This window comes from Candidatus Nanopelagicales bacterium (assembly GCA_018003655.1).
In the GTDB taxonomy this organism is placed as follows: domain Bacteria; phylum Actinomycetota; class Actinomycetes; order S36-B12; family UBA10799; genus JAGNDY01.
Genome location: JAGNDY010000047.1, coordinates 1 through 16,873, shown reverse-complemented (window position 1 = coordinate 16,873; position 16,873 = coordinate 1). Strand labels below are relative to the sequence as shown.

At 62.0% G+C, this 16,873-nt stretch carries 17 protein-coding genes and 1 tRNA gene; 6 read left to right on the top strand and 12 right to left on the bottom strand.

The genetic code is table 11. The features are described from left to right. A partial coding sequence (locus KAZ48_07655; GenBank protein ID MBP7972660.1) for an aminopeptidase N occupies window positions 1-1,051 on the bottom strand: 1,051 nt, incomplete at its 3' end. A 58-nt stretch (window positions 1,052-1,109) separates the two neighbouring features. Here KAZ48_07655 and KAZ48_07650 point away from each other — a divergent pair. Next, window positions 1,110-1,568 (top strand): ribose-5-phosphate isomerase, encoded by a 459-nt coding sequence (locus KAZ48_07650; GenBank protein MBP7972659.1) that lies wholly within the window; start codon window positions 1,110-1,112, stop codon window positions 1,566-1,568. Between the two features lies 1 nt (window position 1,569). Here KAZ48_07650 and KAZ48_07645 read toward each other — a convergent pair whose 3' ends face one another. Next, window positions 1,570-2,514 carry an alpha/beta hydrolase gene (locus tag KAZ48_07645; protein ID MBP7972658.1) on the bottom strand — a complete coding sequence of 315 codons (945 nt, stop codon included), beginning with the start codon at window positions 2,512-2,514 and terminating at the stop codon, window positions 1,570-1,572. A gap of 79 nt (window positions 2,515-2,593) precedes the next feature. Between KAZ48_07645 and KAZ48_07640 the strand changes: the two genes are divergently transcribed. After that, window positions 2,594-3,175 (top strand): hypothetical protein, encoded by a 582-nt coding sequence (locus KAZ48_07640; GenBank protein MBP7972657.1) that lies wholly within the window; start codon window positions 2,594-2,596, stop codon window positions 3,173-3,175. Here KAZ48_07640 and KAZ48_07635 read toward each other — a convergent pair. Further along, window positions 3,158-4,189: a zinc-binding alcohol dehydrogenase family protein gene (locus KAZ48_07635; GenBank protein MBP7972656.1), complete on the bottom strand. Its 1,032-nt coding sequence runs from the start codon at window positions 4,187-4,189 to the stop codon at window positions 3,158-3,160. The two genes, KAZ48_07640 and KAZ48_07635, sit on opposite strands and share 18 nt — an antisense overlap. A gap of 113 nt (window positions 4,190-4,302) precedes the next feature. Here KAZ48_07635 and KAZ48_07630 point away from each other — a divergent pair, with 113 nt between their 5' ends. Further along, entirely contained in the window at window positions 4,303-5,253 is a 951-nt protein-coding gene (locus tag KAZ48_07630) for a hypothetical protein (protein ID MBP7972655.1), read from the top strand. Between the two features lie 34 nt (window positions 5,254-5,287). Here the strand turns inward: KAZ48_07630 and KAZ48_07625 are convergent, their stop codons facing one another. Then, the gene (locus KAZ48_07625) at window positions 5,288-6,265 is read right to left on the bottom strand and encodes an NADPH:quinone oxidoreductase family protein (GenBank protein MBP7972654.1); all 978 of its coding nucleotides are present in this window, start codon (window positions 6,263-6,265) and stop codon (window positions 5,288-5,290) included. 146 nt (window positions 6,266-6,411) lie between these two features. Between KAZ48_07625 and KAZ48_07620 the strand changes: the two genes are divergently transcribed. The 3 genes from KAZ48_07620 to KAZ48_07610 are packed head-to-tail and all read left to right on the top strand — an operon-like array spanning window position 6,412 to window position 8,945. Continuing rightward, the gene (locus KAZ48_07620) at window positions 6,412-7,389 is read left to right on the top strand and encodes an NADPH:quinone oxidoreductase family protein (protein MBP7972653.1); all 978 of its coding nucleotides are present in this window, start codon (window positions 6,412-6,414) and stop codon (window positions 7,387-7,389) included. After that, window positions 7,386-8,141, top strand: a complete 756-nt coding sequence (locus KAZ48_07615) for an HAD-IIB family hydrolase (GenBank protein ID MBP7972652.1) — start codon at window positions 7,386-7,388, stop codon at window positions 8,139-8,141. The genes KAZ48_07620 and KAZ48_07615 overlap by 4 nt, the downstream gene beginning before the upstream one ends. A 42-nt stretch (window positions 8,142-8,183) precedes the next feature. Further along, a complete protein-coding gene (locus KAZ48_07610; GenBank protein ID MBP7972651.1) occupies window positions 8,184-8,945 on the top strand; it encodes a hypothetical protein in 762 nt (253 codons plus the stop codon). Here KAZ48_07610 and KAZ48_07605 read toward each other — a convergent pair. From KAZ48_07605 to KAZ48_07570, 8 genes are all read right to left on the bottom strand, one after another. Beyond that, complete coding sequence (locus tag KAZ48_07605; protein MBP7972650.1) at window positions 8,917-9,951, bottom strand: dipeptide ABC transporter ATP-binding protein; 1,035 nt, start codon at window positions 9,949-9,951, stop codon at window positions 8,917-8,919. The genes KAZ48_07610 and KAZ48_07605 overlap by 29 nt on opposite strands. Before the next feature lie 22 nt (window positions 9,952-9,973). Continuing rightward, a complete protein-coding gene (locus KAZ48_07600) occupies window positions 9,974-10,987 on the bottom strand; it encodes an ABC transporter ATP-binding protein (GenBank protein MBP7972649.1) in 1,014 nt (337 codons plus the stop codon). 9 nt (window positions 10,988-10,996) lie between these two features. After that, window positions 10,997-11,911 carry an ABC transporter permease gene (locus KAZ48_07595; GenBank protein MBP7972648.1) on the bottom strand — a complete coding sequence of 305 codons (915 nt, stop codon included), beginning with the start codon at window positions 11,909-11,911 and terminating at the stop codon, window positions 10,997-10,999. Next, window positions 11,904-12,827, bottom strand: a complete 924-nt coding sequence (locus tag KAZ48_07590) for an ABC transporter permease (GenBank protein MBP7972647.1) — start codon at window positions 12,825-12,827, stop codon at window positions 11,904-11,906. Before KAZ48_07590 ends, KAZ48_07595 begins: the two co-directional genes overlap by 8 nt. Window positions 12,828-12,934: 107 nt before the next feature. After that, window positions 12,935-14,572: an ABC transporter substrate-binding protein gene (locus tag KAZ48_07585; protein ID MBP7972646.1), complete on the bottom strand. Its 1,638-nt coding sequence runs from the start codon at window positions 14,570-14,572 to the stop codon at window positions 12,935-12,937. Window positions 14,573-14,835: 263 nt separating this feature from the next. Then, the gene (locus tag KAZ48_07580; protein ID MBP7972645.1) at window positions 14,836-15,564 is read right to left on the bottom strand and encodes a DUF1275 domain-containing protein; all 729 of its coding nucleotides are present in this window, start codon (window positions 15,562-15,564) and stop codon (window positions 14,836-14,838) included. A 116-nt stretch (window positions 15,565-15,680) separates the two neighbouring features. Then, a complete protein-coding gene (locus KAZ48_07575; protein MBP7972644.1) occupies window positions 15,681-16,676 on the bottom strand; it encodes a methyltransferase domain-containing protein in 996 nt (331 codons plus the stop codon). 126 nt (window positions 16,677-16,802) lie between these two features. Next, window positions 16,803-16,873 (bottom strand) — tRNA-Gly (locus KAZ48_07570).

Sequence of the window (16,873 nt, the reverse complement as noted above, 5' to 3'; positions counted from 1 at the left end):
TCCAGGCCTCGGTGAATCTGGTCGCCTTGACGTTGGCAAAGTGGGATGCCCACTCAGCGAACGACTCGTTGAGCCACAGGTCGTCCCACCAGTGCATCGTCACCAAGTTGCCGAACCACATGTGTGCTAGTTCGTGCAGGATCGTGTTGGACCGCTGCTCGTAGGCGGCCTCGGTCACCCGGCTGCGGAAGATGTAGTCCTCCAGGAAGGTCACGCAGCCAGCGTTTTCCATTGCCCCCGCGTTGAACTCAGGAACGAACAGCTGGTCGTATTTGGCGAACGGATAAGGCGTGGCAAAGGCGTCCTCGTAGAACGCGAAGCCCTGCTTGGTCAGGGTGAAGATGTCCTCGGCATCCAGATGCTCCGCCATGGAGTTACGGCAGAAGATTCCCAGCGGGTATGTGCCATGGGGACCGGAATACTCGTCCCGCACCACGTGGTAGGGGCCAGCGACGATGGCCGTGATGTACGTCGAGATCGATGGCGTCGGCTCAAACTCAAACCGGTTGAGGCCCTCTTCGGGAGCAGTCGGCGTGGGCGTGGGCGAATTGGACACCACTTCCCAGTGATTCGGTGCCGTGACCGTCAGTTGCCAAGTCGCCTTCAGGCTGGGCTGCTCGAAGCAGGCGAACACTCGTCGCGCATCAGCAGGCTCAAACTGGGTGTAAAGGTAGGTCTCGCGGTCGACTGGATCGATGAAGCGGTGCAGGCCCTCACCGGTACGCATGTAGTTGCAGTCAGCATCGACGACCAACTCGTTGCGGTCAGCGAGCGCTGGCAGGGAGAGCCGCGTGCCGTCAAAAACATCACTTACATCGAGCTGGTGTCCGTTGAGGCTGACCGCGTTGACCCGATCGGCAATCAGGTCAACCCACGTAGTGGCGCCCGGCTCGCGGCAACCAAAATCAATACGCGTGATGGAGCGAAAGGTGCTGCTCGGGTGTGGTTCAGGGGCGCCGGAAAGGTCCAGATCCACCTGGTAGCCGATGTCACTGATCAATGCTGCGCGGACATCACACTCTGCTCGGGTGAGGTTCTCTGTGGGAGCCATGTGAGTATCTTGGCGCACCAGGGTCGCGCATCTGGTCGCTGACTGCCAGAATCGACGTATGCGCATTCACATTGGTTCTGACCACGCTGGATTCGCGCTCAAGGTGGCTGTGATCGAGCACCTGCGGAAAGCCGGACACACAGTGGTGGATCACGGGCCCAAGGAGTTCACGCCCGGCGATGACTACCCGGCCCAAAGTGTCGCCGTGGCGACGGCGGCCGTCACCGATCCGGACGCGCTCGGTCTGGTGATCGGTGGGACCGGCAATGGTGAGCAAATCGCTGCGAACAAAGTCGAAGGCGCCCGGGCGGCGCTGATTTGGAGTGTGGAGTCAGCCGAGTTGGCACGGGTGACGACCAATGCGAACGTCGCGGGCCTCGGCGCGCGGATGCACGACCGAGCCGAGGCGATGGAGATCATCGAAGCGTTCCTCGCCGCTCAGTTCCAGGGGGACGAGCGCCACCAGCGTCGCATCGCTCAGCTCACCAAGTACGAGAAGTACGGTCGGCTCGACTAGCTCATTCGCCCCCGCCGGTGCAAGTGGCGTTGACCAGCCGCCAACCACGGCCGCACGTCAGTGGTGACTTGCTGTTGATGGCAGCTAGCAGAACCTCGATGGAGCGAACCGTTGCCGGGGTGTTGTCCTGCTGCAAAACGTGGCCGGACTTTGCCACCACACGGATGGAGTCGCTGGAGAGGCGAACATCGTCGATTTGACCTCTGATCCACTGCTCGGTTACGGCATCGCTGAAGCCATATGTCGGTCCGCCGAGGTGGTCGCCCTCCGGGTTGGAGGCGCTAAGGACCACCAGCGGGGTAGCGCCGATTCTGGGCCCGTCGCCGGTTGCCCGGGAACTGGCAGCCAGATCGATGCTCGTGCCGCCTTCGGGCCACGTGGAACCGTTGTAGGGGTCGTAGGGCGTCACGCTCTCGGCCAGCAATAACCCGGCGATGACGGACTTCTGTTGACGAACGAAGGCGCGCGCCACCAGTCCGCCATAGGAGTGGCCGACCGGCACAAAAGGCGCGCGCTCGCCGGCTTTCTCGAGCAGGGCTCGTAGTTCCTGCGCATGCTTACCGGCGTCCAGGGCGGTCGAGCCCGTCCTTGCCGGGCTCCGGCCAATGCCGGGCCGGTCGTACACGCACGTTCTGGTCTGTTTGCTGACCTGACCGAATACCTTCGTCCACGCGGCGGCTCCGGTGCCGAGCCCCGGCACGATGACTACCGTTTGTGGACCGTTGCCGGCGCATTTGAGGTACTGGCTGACTCCGCCGGCGGTGACGACCTTGGCTATGTCTGGCCGATCCTGCGGCGCGGGTCCGGTTGGCGGGGGACTGCTGGAGCTCGGCGTCGACGCGGAGCCCAATCCGGGGGCGGAACCCTGCGGATCACTCGAACAGGATGCGAGCACGAGTACTACCCCGGCAGCCACTAGCACCCGTCGACCGCGATTCGCCATCACGGGGCCAGGTTACGCGGGTCGTAGCACGTCGTGCCTGCCTCACGGATGAAGCCACCGCGCGTGCTGGGAGACTGCTCCTATGACGACTGTGTGGGCAGTTCTGGGCGGGCTATTGGCTGCGGCAGTGTTGGCCGTGTGTTTGGTGTTCTTTGTCGTGCGGCCGATATTGGCTCGAAAGGTTGAGTCCGGAGCTGAAGGGTTGGCCAAAGAACTGCACGGTCGTCCGCCATTGCGTTCCTCGGCAGCTTCGTGCGACGGGGTGAACACCTTTGTGAAAGAGGGCGTCCGTGGCATTGGGGCGCTCGGCCTAACCGAGCAGGCGCTCGTCTTTGTCGCCGGTTCGACTGAGACATCGCTAATCATTCCGCTGGATCACATCACACAGGTGGCACCGTCGACCATCTTCGAGGCCGAGGGAAAGACCGTCCGACGTGCCCAACCGATGCTGGTCGTCCACTGGAATGGCCACTTGGGTGCGACCCCGGCTGCGGCGTTCACCGTCGATGACGCGTTGTCCTGGGTGGCTGCGGTTCCCGCGGGGGGAGTGGGCTTGGGTGGTGTCGGCGGCACCGAGGCTGGCGCTGCGGAGTCTGGTGCTGCGGAGTCTGGTGTTACCGATTCCGAAACAGGCGGAGCACCAGGGTCAGGGGACCAGTACTAACGAACCGGTCACATCGCCAGCCTCCAGCCGCCGCAACGCAGTATTCGCCTCGGTCAGTGGCATTGCCTGCCGGACGGTCTGGATGCCCGCCTCGGGGACGAGAGCAAGGAAGCCGGTCACATCGGCCCGCGTCACGTTGGCGACGGATTTGATTGATCGTTCCCACCAAAGATCGTCATAGTCCAACTCGGGAACTCGATCCAGGTGGATGGCATTGACGGCGACCGTGCCACCACGGTCCAGGGCTTTGAGTGCAGACACGACGACGTCTCCTGCTGGTGCGAACGTAATGGCCGCATCGAGCGGGTGCGGCGGCGAATCGTCGTAAGTGCCCGCCCAGCTCGCACCGGCGTCGAGTGCTCGACGTGCTTCAGTCGGTGAACGGGTGACGACGGACACCTCGACGTCCCAGAATCGAGCGACTTGGAGGACGAGCGTTGCGGAAGCGCCATACCCGTACAGGCCGAGTCGCTGGCCACCGGAATCAGGAGCGATCCCCGCGATGGCGAGGGAGCGGTAGCCGATGACTCCACCGCAGAGCAGAGGTGCCAGGGCGATCGCACGCTCGGTGGGTTCGGCCGCGGGCAGGAAGTCCATCGGCAGGTCGAAGGCGCAATCAGAGTTGGCGACGACTTCGGTGGCGTATCCACCATCGCGGTCCCAGCCAGTGAAGGTCGCGAACTCGCAGAGGTTCTCCCGACCGGACAGACAGAACCTGCACTTGCCGCACGAACCAGCGAGCCAAGCGACTCCGACCAGGTTGCCGAGTCGGTCTGCCTGAACTCCGGAGCCCATTGCCGTGATGGTGCCAACAATCTGATGGCCGGGGGTGATGGGCAGTGTGCGTGCGGGCAGGTCCCCAGCGACAAGTTGTAAGTCAGTACGGCACACGGCGCAGGCGGCGACTTCGATTCGCACCTCCTGCGGTGCGAGCGGCGGTAGCTCAAGCTCGTCGCGGCTGAGGCGATCGGTGGTGAGTGGACCAGGTTCGTGAAGTCGCATCGCCGTGGTCATTCGCGCCTCCGAGTCTGTGCTGCTGCTTGTTAGCCGCGGCTCTAGTCGTGTCACACCGGCGTTGGGAGCATATCGACTACTGATGCTGCGCCGATTGCTGTGCATTCGCAACCGTGGTGGCGCAAGACGGCGCACCGATCGGCGCGCACGACCAGCGACCCTTGGATGAGGCTTCGGTGGTTGGATGGGGTGTGCTCATTGGTCTGATCTGCGCCTTTCTGGCCGCGCTGTTCTACGGTGTCGGCTCAGTCCTGCAGGCTGTGGCCGCCAACCGAACGGTCGATACGGGCGGCAGCCAAGCGGGCTTGCTCATCCGAATGGTCAAGCAGTTGCCTTACCTGCTGGGCATCACCCTCGATGCGATCGGCTTCCTGATCTCGCTAGTCGGTCTGCATTTCCTACCGTTGTTCGTGGTTGAAGCGGTACTGGCGAGCAGTGTGGGCGTCACGGCCATCCTGGCCGTTCGCTTCCTGGGGGTCAAACTCAAGCAGTTGGAAAAGGCGGCCCTCGTCGCATTGATGTTCGGCTTGATCCTGTTGGCAATCAGCGCCAAGTCCGAGTCTGCCCGTGGTCTGACGTCCAATGAGAAGTGGATCATGCTGGCTGGCATCGTGCTCACGCTCGTCTTGGCTGGACTGAGCTTTCTGCTACCTGCGGGCAAGGTGGGCGTCGGGCTCGCGGTTGTCGCCGGACTTGGATTCAGCGGCGTCGGTGTCGCTGCCAGGACCTTTGAGCTCCCGGATCCGATCTTCAGCGCGCTGGGAATGCAGGACTTCTGGGCGATGGTCCTCTACGGGGTCATCGGTATGGGCGCCTTCGCGCTCGCACTCCAGCGAACGTCGGTGACGACTGCCACCGCACTGGCGTTCGGTATCGAGAGCATCCTGCCAGCATTCATTGGCATCGCATTCCTCGGCGATCGGTCCCGGCCAGGCTGGGGATGGGTGGCTGCCCTCGGATTCGTCATCACTGTCGCGTCCTCAACCGCGCTCGCGGGTCAGGCAGAGCCGCACGTTGCCGCGGACCCGGCCGAGCAAGACCCCGCCGAACCGTCGTTGGCCTAGCCGTCGCTCGCCGTGCCGCATCGAGAACGAGGGGCTACTCGTTGACCAGGACGATCTTGCCGTAGGCATCGCGGCCGGTGATGTGATCGAGGGTTTCGGGCAGTTCAGTCATCGGGAGCACTTTGCTGACGACCGGCCGGAACTTGCCTTCCAGGTACAGCAAGTTGATTTCCTTCTGGTAATCGTCGACCAGATCGGGACGGTTCAGCAGGTAGTTGGTCCAGAAGAACCCCATCACCGACATGTTCTTGTTGAGAATGAGATGGGCTTTGATCTCGGGAATGCGTCCGCTGGCAAAGCCGATCACGATCAGGCGACCTTCGAATGCGATGCAGTGGGTACTGGCGTCAAACGCATCGCCGCCAACCGGGTCATAGATGACGTTCGCGCCCTTGCCCTCGGTGATTTCCTTGACCCGAGCGACGATGTCCTCGTTCTTCCAGTCGATGACGTAGTCCGCGCCAGTGTCGTGACAGACCTGGATATCTCGTTCCCCGGTCGCCGTAGCGATGACCGTACCCTTCAGTGCTTTTCCCACCTGGATCGCCGAGGTGCCGACGCCCCCGGCGCCACCATGTACGAGCAGGACCTCGCCTCGCTGCATATTGGCCTTGTACTTGATCGCCATGTAGGAGGTCTCGTAGATGATGCGGATCGCCGCTGCGTCGACATCGGTCATGGCGTCGGGAACCTTGAACGTCATGCTGTCCAGTGCCGCCATCTTCTCGGCGAAGGCGCCAATCCCACTGGTGACGATGCGGTCGCCGACTTGGTACTTGCAGCTGTCGCCAACCTCGACGACTGTGCCGACGGCCTCAATGCCGGGAATGAAGGGCAGCGGCGGCTTGATCTGGTACTCGCCCTGGATGAACAGCACGTCCGGGAAGTTCACCCCGGCTGCCGCAATCTGAATCACGCTGGACTCTGGTCCCAAGAGGTCGGGGTCAGGAGCGTCCTCCCAAACCAGTGCGTCGCGGTATGGGCCGAACTCGTGGACTCTCCAAGCCTTCAATGCGTCTCCTCGATAGCAAGTACAAGCCGATACCCGACCGTAGCGACCGGGGTGAGAGCGAGTCAGCGCGAAGAACCAAGCGGCAGGCAATCGGGCGAATGCGGTTCGCGCAACTGCCAGTGATGTCGGTGTGGTGGGATGCGTGCATGCGAACAGTTCAAATCACTCGCCTGGATGGGCCGTCGGCGCTGGAAACCGCCGAGGTTCCTGAACCATTGGCGACCGACAATCAGGTCCTCATTGATGTCCATAGCGCGGGGGTGACGTTCCCCGACCTGCTGATGACGCGGGGTGAGTATCAACTCAAACCACCGCTACCTTTCACCCCTGGTTGTGAAGTAGCCGGCACGGTCGTATCTGCCCCGGCCGATTCGGGCCTGGAGACCGGAGACAGAGTCGCCGCCTTCACGATGTTGAACGGATACGGCGAACAAGTCGTGGTGGACCCAGATTTTGTGTTCGCGCTACCGAACGATTTCTCGTTCGATGAGGGCGCTGCCCTGCCGATGAACTACCTGACCGTTGAGTTCGCACTATTCACTCGAGGGCGGTTGCGAGCTGACGAGACTGTGCTGGTTCACGGCGCGGCCGGTGGCGTCGGCACTGCCGCAATCCAGGTGGCAAAAGCTGCTGGGGCTCGGGTGATCGCGGTCGTTTCGACACGGGAAAAAGGCGCGGTCGCGGCCGCGGCCGGTGCCGACGAGTGGGTACTCGTCGATGGATTCGCCCAGGCGGTCAAAGACTTGACGGGAGGTCGGGGCGTCGACATTGTGGTCGATCCCGTTGGGGGAGACCGCTTCACCGATTCGCTGCGCAGTCTTGCCCCGGAAGGTCGACTGCTGGTCATTGGGTTCACCGCCGGCGAGATTCCCTCAGTCAAGGTGAATCGGCTGTTACTGAACAACATCGATGTTGTGGGCGTCGCTTGGGGCTCGTTTGCCTTCACTCGCCCTGGCTACCTTGGCGGCCAGTGGCCCAAGATCCGCGAACTCATTGCGACCGGTCGCATCCGACCGCCAATCGGCGATATCTATCCGTTGGCGCAGACAGGTGCGGCGATTGGAGAGCTGAGTGAGCGGGTGGCGACCGGCAAGGTCATCGTCCGGGTGAAGGAAGCATCGTGAGGCGCTCGGTCATTGCATTCGACCTTGACGACACCTTGGCCGTGACGAAGTCACCGATCACTGGACAGATGAGCGAACTGCTCGGCGACCTCCTCGAGCGTTTTGATGTTTGCGTGATTACCGGTGGTGCTTTTGGCCAGATCAAGAAGCAGGTGGTCGATCAACTCGATGTCGATTCGGCCCGGCTCGGTCGACTCCACCTCATGCCCACGTGTGGCACCCGCTATTACCGCTTCGATCTCGCGGAGTCCGACTGGGTTCAGCAGTACGCCGAGGACCTGTCGCCCGAACAGAAAGCCGAGATCATCTCGGTGTTGGAGCATGGAGCTCGCGAGCAAGGGATTTGGGAAACCGATCCGGTAGGCGACATCATCGAAGATCGGGGCAGCCAGATCACCTACAGCGCGTTGGGCCAGCAGGCCACACCCGAATCGAAGTACGCGTGGGATCCTGACGGAACCAAGAAGCACGCCCTGCGCGATTACGTCGCGCAACGACTGCCGAATCTGGAGGTGCGGGTGGGTGGCACCACCAGCGTTGACATCACCAACGTCGGCATCGACAAGGCGTACGGGATGGGCAAACTCATGGAGGTGCTGGACCTTTCCGAGGACAACATCTTGTTCCTCGGCGACAAACTGCAGCCTGGCGGCAACGACTACCCGGTCAAGGAGATGGGTATCGACTGCATCGCGGTTGAGGGCTGGGAGCAGACAGCGCTGGTCGTGCAGGGGATTAACGACGTCACCTGAGGTCGCTTTCGTTCGCTTGGGAGTATGCGGCAGCATGGCGGAATGGACAGTTCTGTGAACGACGACGCGATGCTGCTCGATGTCCGGATCCCCGCACCCATTGAGGAAGTCTGGCTCGCGTTCCGGGAACCGGCCTTGATCCGCCAGTGGCACGGTTGGGAATACCCGGACCTCGACGAAGAGATCGACTTCATCTACCAGCAGCGGGCTATCGCTGAAGAGACCTCACGAACGCTACTGATAGGCGCGCACGCGTTCTCGCTGGTTCCGTCGCAGGACGACGCCGAGACCCTCATTCGAATGACACGTCGGCAAGCGGCGGTCGACCAGGTGGAACCGGGCATCGACCTCGACGCGTTCCGGGACGAGATCGAAGCAGGCTGGCTGAGCTTCCTCCAGCAGTTGCGCTTCTACTTCGCTTTCCACCGCGGCCAGATCCGCCACACCCTCTACTTCAGTGGCGATTCGACCGCACCCGTGCCCGCACCGATCACCAAGTTGCTCAAGCTCGAGAGCGTCGCTGGTGATCGGGTGCATCCGGAATACCGCGCACAGAGCCCTGGCGGCGAACTGACCGGTGAAGTCTGGTTTCACACCGGATCGCAGATTGGGCTGGTCGTCAATGAGTGGGGCCCCGGCCTGGCGCTATTCACGTACCCGCCGAGTGCCGTGACCCGATACGGCAGCCTCACCGCGACGCTGACCACTTACGGGATGTCCTCGGAGGCACTAGCGGACCTCGATCAGGCATGGACGCAATGGTGGAGCGCGAACTTCAAACCGGTTCAGGATCATCCGGAATGACGTCCGCCGATTCCTCCGGTGGAACCGGGAAATGACAGGCGGCCAGGTGGCCTGGGGTGATCTCCAGTAAGGCAGGTTCGTCGGTGGCGCAGATCTCCTGCGCCTTCCAGCAGCGGGTCCGGAAGCGGCAGCCGCTCGGCGGATCGATCGGCGAGGGGACGTCGCCCTCAAGCTCGATGCGAACGCGTTGCTCCTGCGCTGTCGGGTCTGGGATGGGTGCCGCCGACATCAAAGCGACCGTGTACGGATGGGACGGTGCCGCGAATATTGCTTCCTGCGGGCCGGTCTCGACCACCTTGCCCAAGTACATGACGGCGATTCGGTCGGCGATCTGCCGGACGACGGCCAGGTCGTGGCTGACAAAGATGTAGGAGAGCCCGAACTCGTCGCGTAGGTCGAGCAGGAGGTTCATAACCTGCGCCTGGACGGATACGTCAAGGGCCGAGACCGGCTCGTCGGCAACGATGATGTCGGGGTTCAGGGCAAGCGCGCGAGCGACGCCAATACGTTGTCGCTGACCGCCGGAGAACTGGTGGGGGTAGCGGCTGATGAATTCGGGGTCGAGGCCGACCTTGTCCATCAATGCCCGGACGGCCTCTGCCTTGGTCCGTCCGTTGAGCACCTCGGGGTGGATGTCGAACGGCTCACCGATGATGGATCCGACAGTCATGCGCGGATTCAGTGAGGTGTAGGGGTCTTGCAAGATGATCTGGATATCGCGACGCTTGGTCCGCAGATCCTTCTCGCTCATCTCGGTGATGTCGTCGCCCAAGACGGAGATCGTGCCCTCCGTTGGCCGCTCGAGGCCGAGCAGGAGTCGGCCAGCCGTCGACTTGCCGCAGCCGGACTCACCGACGATTGCCAGCGTCTCGCCCTTGTCCAGCCAGATGGTGATGCCATCGACAGCGTGAACGGTGCCGACCTGCTTCTTGAAAATGATGCCCTGGGTAATGGGGTAGTACTTGACCAGATTGACCGCATCGATCACGCGCTTGGGTTGCTCCATCTCGCTGGGTGACGGCGTTTGATCAGTCACTGTCGTACACCTCCTGCGCGAACCAGCAACGGCTGCCGTGTTGCGGGGTGACGAAGAGCAACTCGGGCTCCTCCTCGCGGCACTTGTCTTGGACCATTGGGCAGCGGACGTTGAATAGGCAACCCTGTGGCCGGTTGAACAGGCTTGGCGGTAGCCCGGTGATTGCAGGCAGGCGACCCTCTACCCGCTCATCGATCTTGGGAATCGATTCGAGCAATCCGCGGGTGTACGGGTTGGCGGTGTGGTGGTAGATATCGCTAATGGGTCCACGCTCAAACGTGCGGCCGGAATACATGACGCTGATTTTGTCTGCGACGTCAGCGACGACGCCGAGGTCGTGGGTGATGAGGATAAGTCCCATCTGGTTCTGATCTTTGAGTTCCGACAGCAGGTCCATGACTTGGGCCTGAACCGTGACATCGAGGGCCGTAGTCGGCTCGTCGGCAATGAGAACGCTCGGTTTGAGCGCGATCATCATGGCGATCATGATGCGCTGGCGCATGCCGCCGGAGAACTCGTGCGGGTAACTTCCAAAGCGTGTTTCGGCTGCGGGAATGTGGACGCGCTTGAGGACATCGATCGTCGCGGTCTTGGCGTCGGACTTGTTGAGGCCCTCGTGAATGCGGAACATCTCGGAGATCTGGTCACCGATGCTGATGACCGGGTTGAGGGCACTGAGGGCGTCCTGAAAGATCATGGCAATCCGCTTGCCACGAATCTGCCGGTATTTGTCTTCTGCGAGTCCGATGAGTTCGGTGCCGTCGAGCTTGATCGATCCGCCCGTGATCTCCGCCGGGGGAGTGTCCAGGATGCCCATGATGGCCTGTGCGGTGACCGATTTTCCCGAGCCGGACTCGCCGAGAACTGCCAGCGTCTCCCCGCGATCGACGGTGAAGGAGACGCCGTCGACGGCCCGAGCCGAACCGTCGCGGGTGTGGAACTCGACCTTCAACTCATCGACAGCTAGCAGGGGAGTGCCAGATACCGGCGCCGGATCGACGTACATGCCCGCCTCCTACTTCCGTAGCTTCGGGTCGAGGGCATCGCTGACCGCTTCGCCGAGCAGAACGAACGCAAGCACGGTGATGGTCAAGAGTCCGGCGGGTACGAACAGGGTCCAAGGTGAGGAGAAGAAGGTCGTCTGGGCATCACTGATAATCGTGCCCCAGGAGAACGAGGGTGGGCGGATCCCGAGTCCCAAGTAAGACAGGGTCGCCTCCGCACCGATGAACAGGCCAAGGCTGATTACCGCAATGACAATGGATGGCCCAATCGCGTTGGGCAGGATGTGGCGCAGCATGATTCGACGGTTGGTGGCACCGAGTGCTCGCGCCGCGGTGACGTAGTCCTGTGATCGGGCTTCGATGGTCTTAGCCCGCACCATTCGCGCCGCGACCGGCCAACTGAGAAACGTGATTGCGAGGGTGACACCCCAGATGCCAGGCAGGTCGATCACGGACAGCAGGACGATGGCACCGATGATGTAGGGCACGCCGAGGAAGATGTCGAAAGCACGGGACAACACCGTGTCGATCTTGCCCCCGTAGAAGCCCGCCATCAGACCGAAGAGAGCGCCGATGATCGTGGTTCCGACGGACGCGATGACGCCGACCGCCACGCTCGGACGGGCGCCGAAGACGCTGATCGCCCACACATCGCAGCCCTGCTGATCTGACCCGAGCACGAATTGATCGCCCGGTGGTAGCAGTGAGTTGGTCAGGTTGCAGCCGCCGGTCAACGAGGACGTCTTGCTCTGGTCAGCGAGTAGCCCGGGGAAGAACACCATCAGCGCAACGAACACGAGCAGCAGGCTGCTGATCCAAAAGACCTTGCTGTGCTTGAGGTCGTACCAGGCGTCAGTCAGCAGGGTGCGACTCGCGGCGGGATCGTCGGGGATCGAGGTTGCGGCGTCGAGCTGAATGTCACTCATATCGAATCCTCGGGTCTAGAACGGCGTACAACACATCGACGAGCAGGCTGCTGAGCAGGTAAACGATGACCAGGACGGTGCCGATCCCGACGACCACTACTGTGTCCTGCTGGCGAATGGCGGAGAACAGCGCCTGGCCGATCCCCGGGATGTTGAAGATCCCCTCCGTTACGACCGCGCCACCCATGAGCGTTCCGAGCTCGATGCCCAGGAACGTGACCACCGGGATCAGGCTATTGCGCAGCCCATATTTGCGCAGGATGGTTCGCGAGGGCAGGCCCTTTGCCTTGGCGGTTCGCATGAAGTCGGCATTCATCGTCTCCAGCAGCGACTGGCGGGTCAATCGAAGGACATAGGCCAGCGATCCGGAGGCGAGCACAAAGGCCGGGATGATGTAACTGATCGGCCACCCTTCGGAGATCCCCGACGGGGCTACCCAGCCGAGCTTGATGCCAAAGAGCCACTGCAGCACGAATCCCAGGACGAACAGTGGTATCGCGATGAGGATGAGGGCCACAGCCAGGGACGTTGAATCGAACCATGTGCCCCGCCGGCGGGCGGCAATCACTCCGATGGTGATCCCGAGGACGATCTCGATGATGATCGCGGTGACGGCCAATGTTGCGGTGACTGGGAACCGCTCGACAATGATTCCCGACACCGACTGACCCGAGAACGTGGTTCCGAAGTCACCGGTGAAGATACCGGCAATGTACTTGAAGTACCGAATGATGATCGGGTCGTTGAGGTTGAACTGTTCGGTCAGGTAGGCGATGTAGGCGGGGTTCTGCCGCTGGGCCGGGGTCAGCGCGTTAAGCGGGTTGCCGACGACCGACATGAGGATGAACAGTAAGAAGGTAGTGCCAAAGAACACGGGAATCATCTGCAGCAAACGCCGGATGACGTAGCGGCCCATGTTCACCCACTTCCGATGTGACCAAACGTGACGGCCGAGTCGAGATGACTCCCGACCCGGCCGTCAGTTTAGGGATAGATCAGCCAGTATTGCTGATCAGAAACTCCCTATTGCTTGACTGAAATTGTGGACAGGTCAACGAACCCGCCCGGGTTGATCGTCACATTCTCCACCTTGGTGGAGTATCCGCCGACCTGGTTGCGGAACTGGAAGGGCCAGGCCTGGAAGTCATCCAGCAAGACCTTCTCGGCTTCTTGCCACTTGGCGATCTGCGTAGCCTCGTCCGTGGACTGGGTGCCTTCTTGGAGCAGCTGGTCGAACTTCGGGTTGTCGTAACCGACGAAGTTGTTCGAGCTGCCCTTGGTGAAGTTGGCAGTGATCATGTTCTGGATGGTCGGGTTGTCAGCAATCCAGCCGGCGCCGACGAGGGTTCCGTTGGGCACCTTGCCATCCGTTTGATCCTGCTGCAGTGTGCCGAAGTCCTTGTAGATATCGACTACGCACTTCACTCCGAGATTGGCCTGGATCTGGTTACAGATGGCCTTCTGGACGTCGCCAGTCTCGTTCGCTAGCTGCGTGACATGGACCGATCCGTTGAGCCCGCCGCCGGACTTGAGCAATTCCTTGGCCTTGGTCGGATCGAACGTGCAGTTATCGCCACAGATGTCAGTGCCACCGCCGTTGATGGTGCTCGGCGCGAAGCTGGTTCCACGCTGGCGCGTGTTGTAGTACAGCTTCTGGTTGATCTCGTCGGTGTTGATCGACTTGGCAACCGCGATGCGGATATCCTTGTTCTTGTACACCGGATCGCTGGTGGCGAAGCCGTAGTACGAGTACTGCAGGCCACCCTCGATGTTGATGAAACGATCACCAAGAACCTGTGGTGCAGTCGACAGTGCGTTCTGCGTCAGGTTGGCAGTCACGTCCAGGGTGTTGGCCTGCAGATCCGCCCACGCGGCGTTGTTGTCCGCGTAGATGCGCATGTTGATCTCGTCAGCCTTGCCCGCAGGGCCTGGGTAGTCGGCGTTCTTGACCAGAGTGCCGCCCTTGGCGTTGTCCCAGCCGTCTTTCAGCTTGTAAGGACCGTTGCCGATGACGTTTTTGTTGTAGGCCTCGATGTTCTTCAAGCCCGCACTCGGTACCGGGTAGACCTGCGGTCCGGCAACGAAGTTCTTGAACAGTGACTCGCTCAGTGGAGCGGCGAGATCCACGGTGAAGGTGTTGTCACCAGTGACCTTGAGACCGGACATCTTGCCGGTCTTGCTATCGGTGCCCTCGACCTTGTCGTAGCCGACAACGTTGAGCTGGCTGGGTCCGAAGATGAAGCCAAGCTGCTGGCCATTGCCGCCGTTGGCGGTGAAGTTGAACGTATCGACAAACGTCTTGGCCGAGACAGCTTCACCGTTGGTGAACTTGAACCCTGGGTTCAATTCGATGGTGTAGGTCTTGTTGCCATTCGACGGCGTGACGCTCTTGGTCAGCGGGCTGAGGACCGGGACGAAGGTGCTGCCCTGGGTTTCCAAGTTGAATAGACCGGTGTACAGCGCTTGGTCGACCTGTGCGCAGTAGAGGTCGTAGCAGTTGGTGGGGTTGAGTCCGCCCTGAGGTGCCTCAATAGCCATAGAGAAGGATCCACCGCTGGCTCCGCCTCCGCCCGAGCTATCGGAGCTGCTGCAGGCCGTCAGTGCAAGTGCGCCGACTGCGACGACACCTGCGACCTTGAGGCCGCGATTGACTTTACGCATATGCGTCCTTTCTTGGTTTCGCCCTCGTGGCGGGTGCGCACGGGGCGGGCAGAGCTTTACACGCAGTATTCCTGCCGTTCATGTACGGCGTCACGGTACTCGCTCGCGTGTCGCGCGGAAAGCGTGTCCGAACAATTTCCCTCGTGCGCGGTCGGAAGGCGGTCTAGTTGGCAGTGATTAGCGCAGGAAGGCGAGTCCGATGCCGGCGCGCGGACCTCGGATTCCGTTCGTGACGGTCGTCAAGGCCCAGGCCTGCTAAAGCGTCAGCGGGACGGGACAATCACTGGTTGACCGGCTTGGCTGTGACGGCCCTTCATCAGGGGGTAAAGCGCGGCAGTGAAGATCGCCGAGGCGACTACAAGCGGTGCGGCGACACCGAACTGCAGTAGCCACGCACCGAACGCGGCACCGGTGATGAAGATCGCGATGGAAGCGAGTCGGCGTTGCCAATGAGTTGCCGGACCGCCGGCCAGCCGTGACTCCGCGACCAGCCCGGCTAGCGTCAGGGTCATGACGTTTGTTGCGATGTCGGGAACGCCGTGTTTGCGCATGATGGCGTTGTGGATCCCCATCGCAAAGGCTAAGAAGCCCACGATGAGCAGCCGCTGGGGCAAGTAGCCGTCCGAGGCCTGGTACAGGCCGGGGGTTGCGATCTGGGTCGGGTGGGTGAGGACCGCGATCGCCGTCCCCGTCACGATGCACACGTATTCGACGGGGTACCCGATGACGCGTGGGCCGAGCGAAGCTCGCCGATTAGTCAGCAGCCCAGCAGCGAATGCACCAAGCAGAAACGGCACGATTGCGCTTGCGTAGAGTGCTGCCGCGTTCGGGTCGAACTGGCGGGTGCCGATGGAGATGCCGACCAAGAGTAGGTTTCCGGTCATCAGTTCGGCAAAGACTCCACCGATAGCGACGAAGCAGGCAACGTCAATCAGGCCGCAGATACCGGTGAGCGCGAACACCCCGGCGCGGTACTCAGTGGCAACGTTCACGAGTGACTCCCTCAGTCGATGCCCCGCGTTGATGTGCCGAGGATCGACCACACGCTACTGAGCCCGTTCCTCGCTCGGAGCCAGTGTCGGCGAGCACGCGCGCCCTCCGGGGTTGGTCAGCGGACGCGGCGCAACGTTCGGCGGGCCCGCTTCTTGACGCGGGAGCCTACGCTCGGTTGCTCCTCCTTCGTCGCGATCGCCACCGCGTATTGGGTCTGGCCCCTTCTGGCCAGTGCTTCGTCGACGAGGAGGATCTGGTCGAGCAGTTCGATGTCGTGAGGGTCTTCTCCGAAGTTCGCGAGTATCTCGTTGAGCGCCGTGTGGTAGATCACCCCACCCGTGAGGATGACGTTCGCGTTCGGGAAGTACTGCCGGATCGCGGGAAGGATGCGTTCGCTGTCCGCTGCCTCGGTCGGGTCCTGGGCTATGAGACCGGCTTCGTCCGGTCGTCGGACCCTCGTCGGAAGTCGCTTCTCTGGTTCGCGCGGATCCACCAGGTAACGCTCGGGAAGTTGCTCGCGCACGCGGGACATCATCGTGAGCTGGTTGCGTGGCCATTGGAAGCGTTTGGCGCCGACGAAATCGTCCATCGCGAAAACCCCGCCCATCCTGAGGCGATCACGACTCCACTTCACCGCAGCTGGTGTGTCCATCATGTGATGGATGGCGTTATTCCAGTAGACGAGGTCGTAATTAGTAGGCACCGTCTCGGCGAACGCGTCGGCGAGGCGGTACGTGATGCGGTCCTCGAGTCCGAGGCTGCTGGCTTTCTCACGGCCGGCACGCACCCGTTTCTCGCTTATCTCGTAGAGATCGAAGTGTTCGACTAGCCCGAGCTCAATTAGATCGAGTTCCTTGCCTCCGTGCCCGCAGGCCACGGAGATAGCGCGCCGAAAGCCTCCCGCTGGCGCCACCTCCAAGAGGCGTTGGTTGAAACCGGCCCAGGCGCCCTCAATCGCCGTGCCGCAGACGAGCCGGTTGATGTGCCGGTGCACTTGTGGGCTGCTCCACCATCGAGTGCGGCCGAGGTCCCGAGGGTTGCTCCAGTGGTCGGCCGCCCTCCGCAGGTCGGCGTCGGCCAAGGAACTGGAAGGCAGGTCTTCGTTGCTCATGGTCCTCTGGATTCTTCCTTCCGTGACGCACGTCCCAACGTCCGACGTGCCGGTGGAAGCCGACTAACTCTCCTCGCTCGGAGCCAGTGTCCTCGAGCATGCTCGCTGCTACTTAACCTCGCTCAGAGCGGGTGACCGGGATCGAACCGGCATGGCCAGCTTGGAAGGCTGGGGCTCTACCATTGAGCTACACCCGC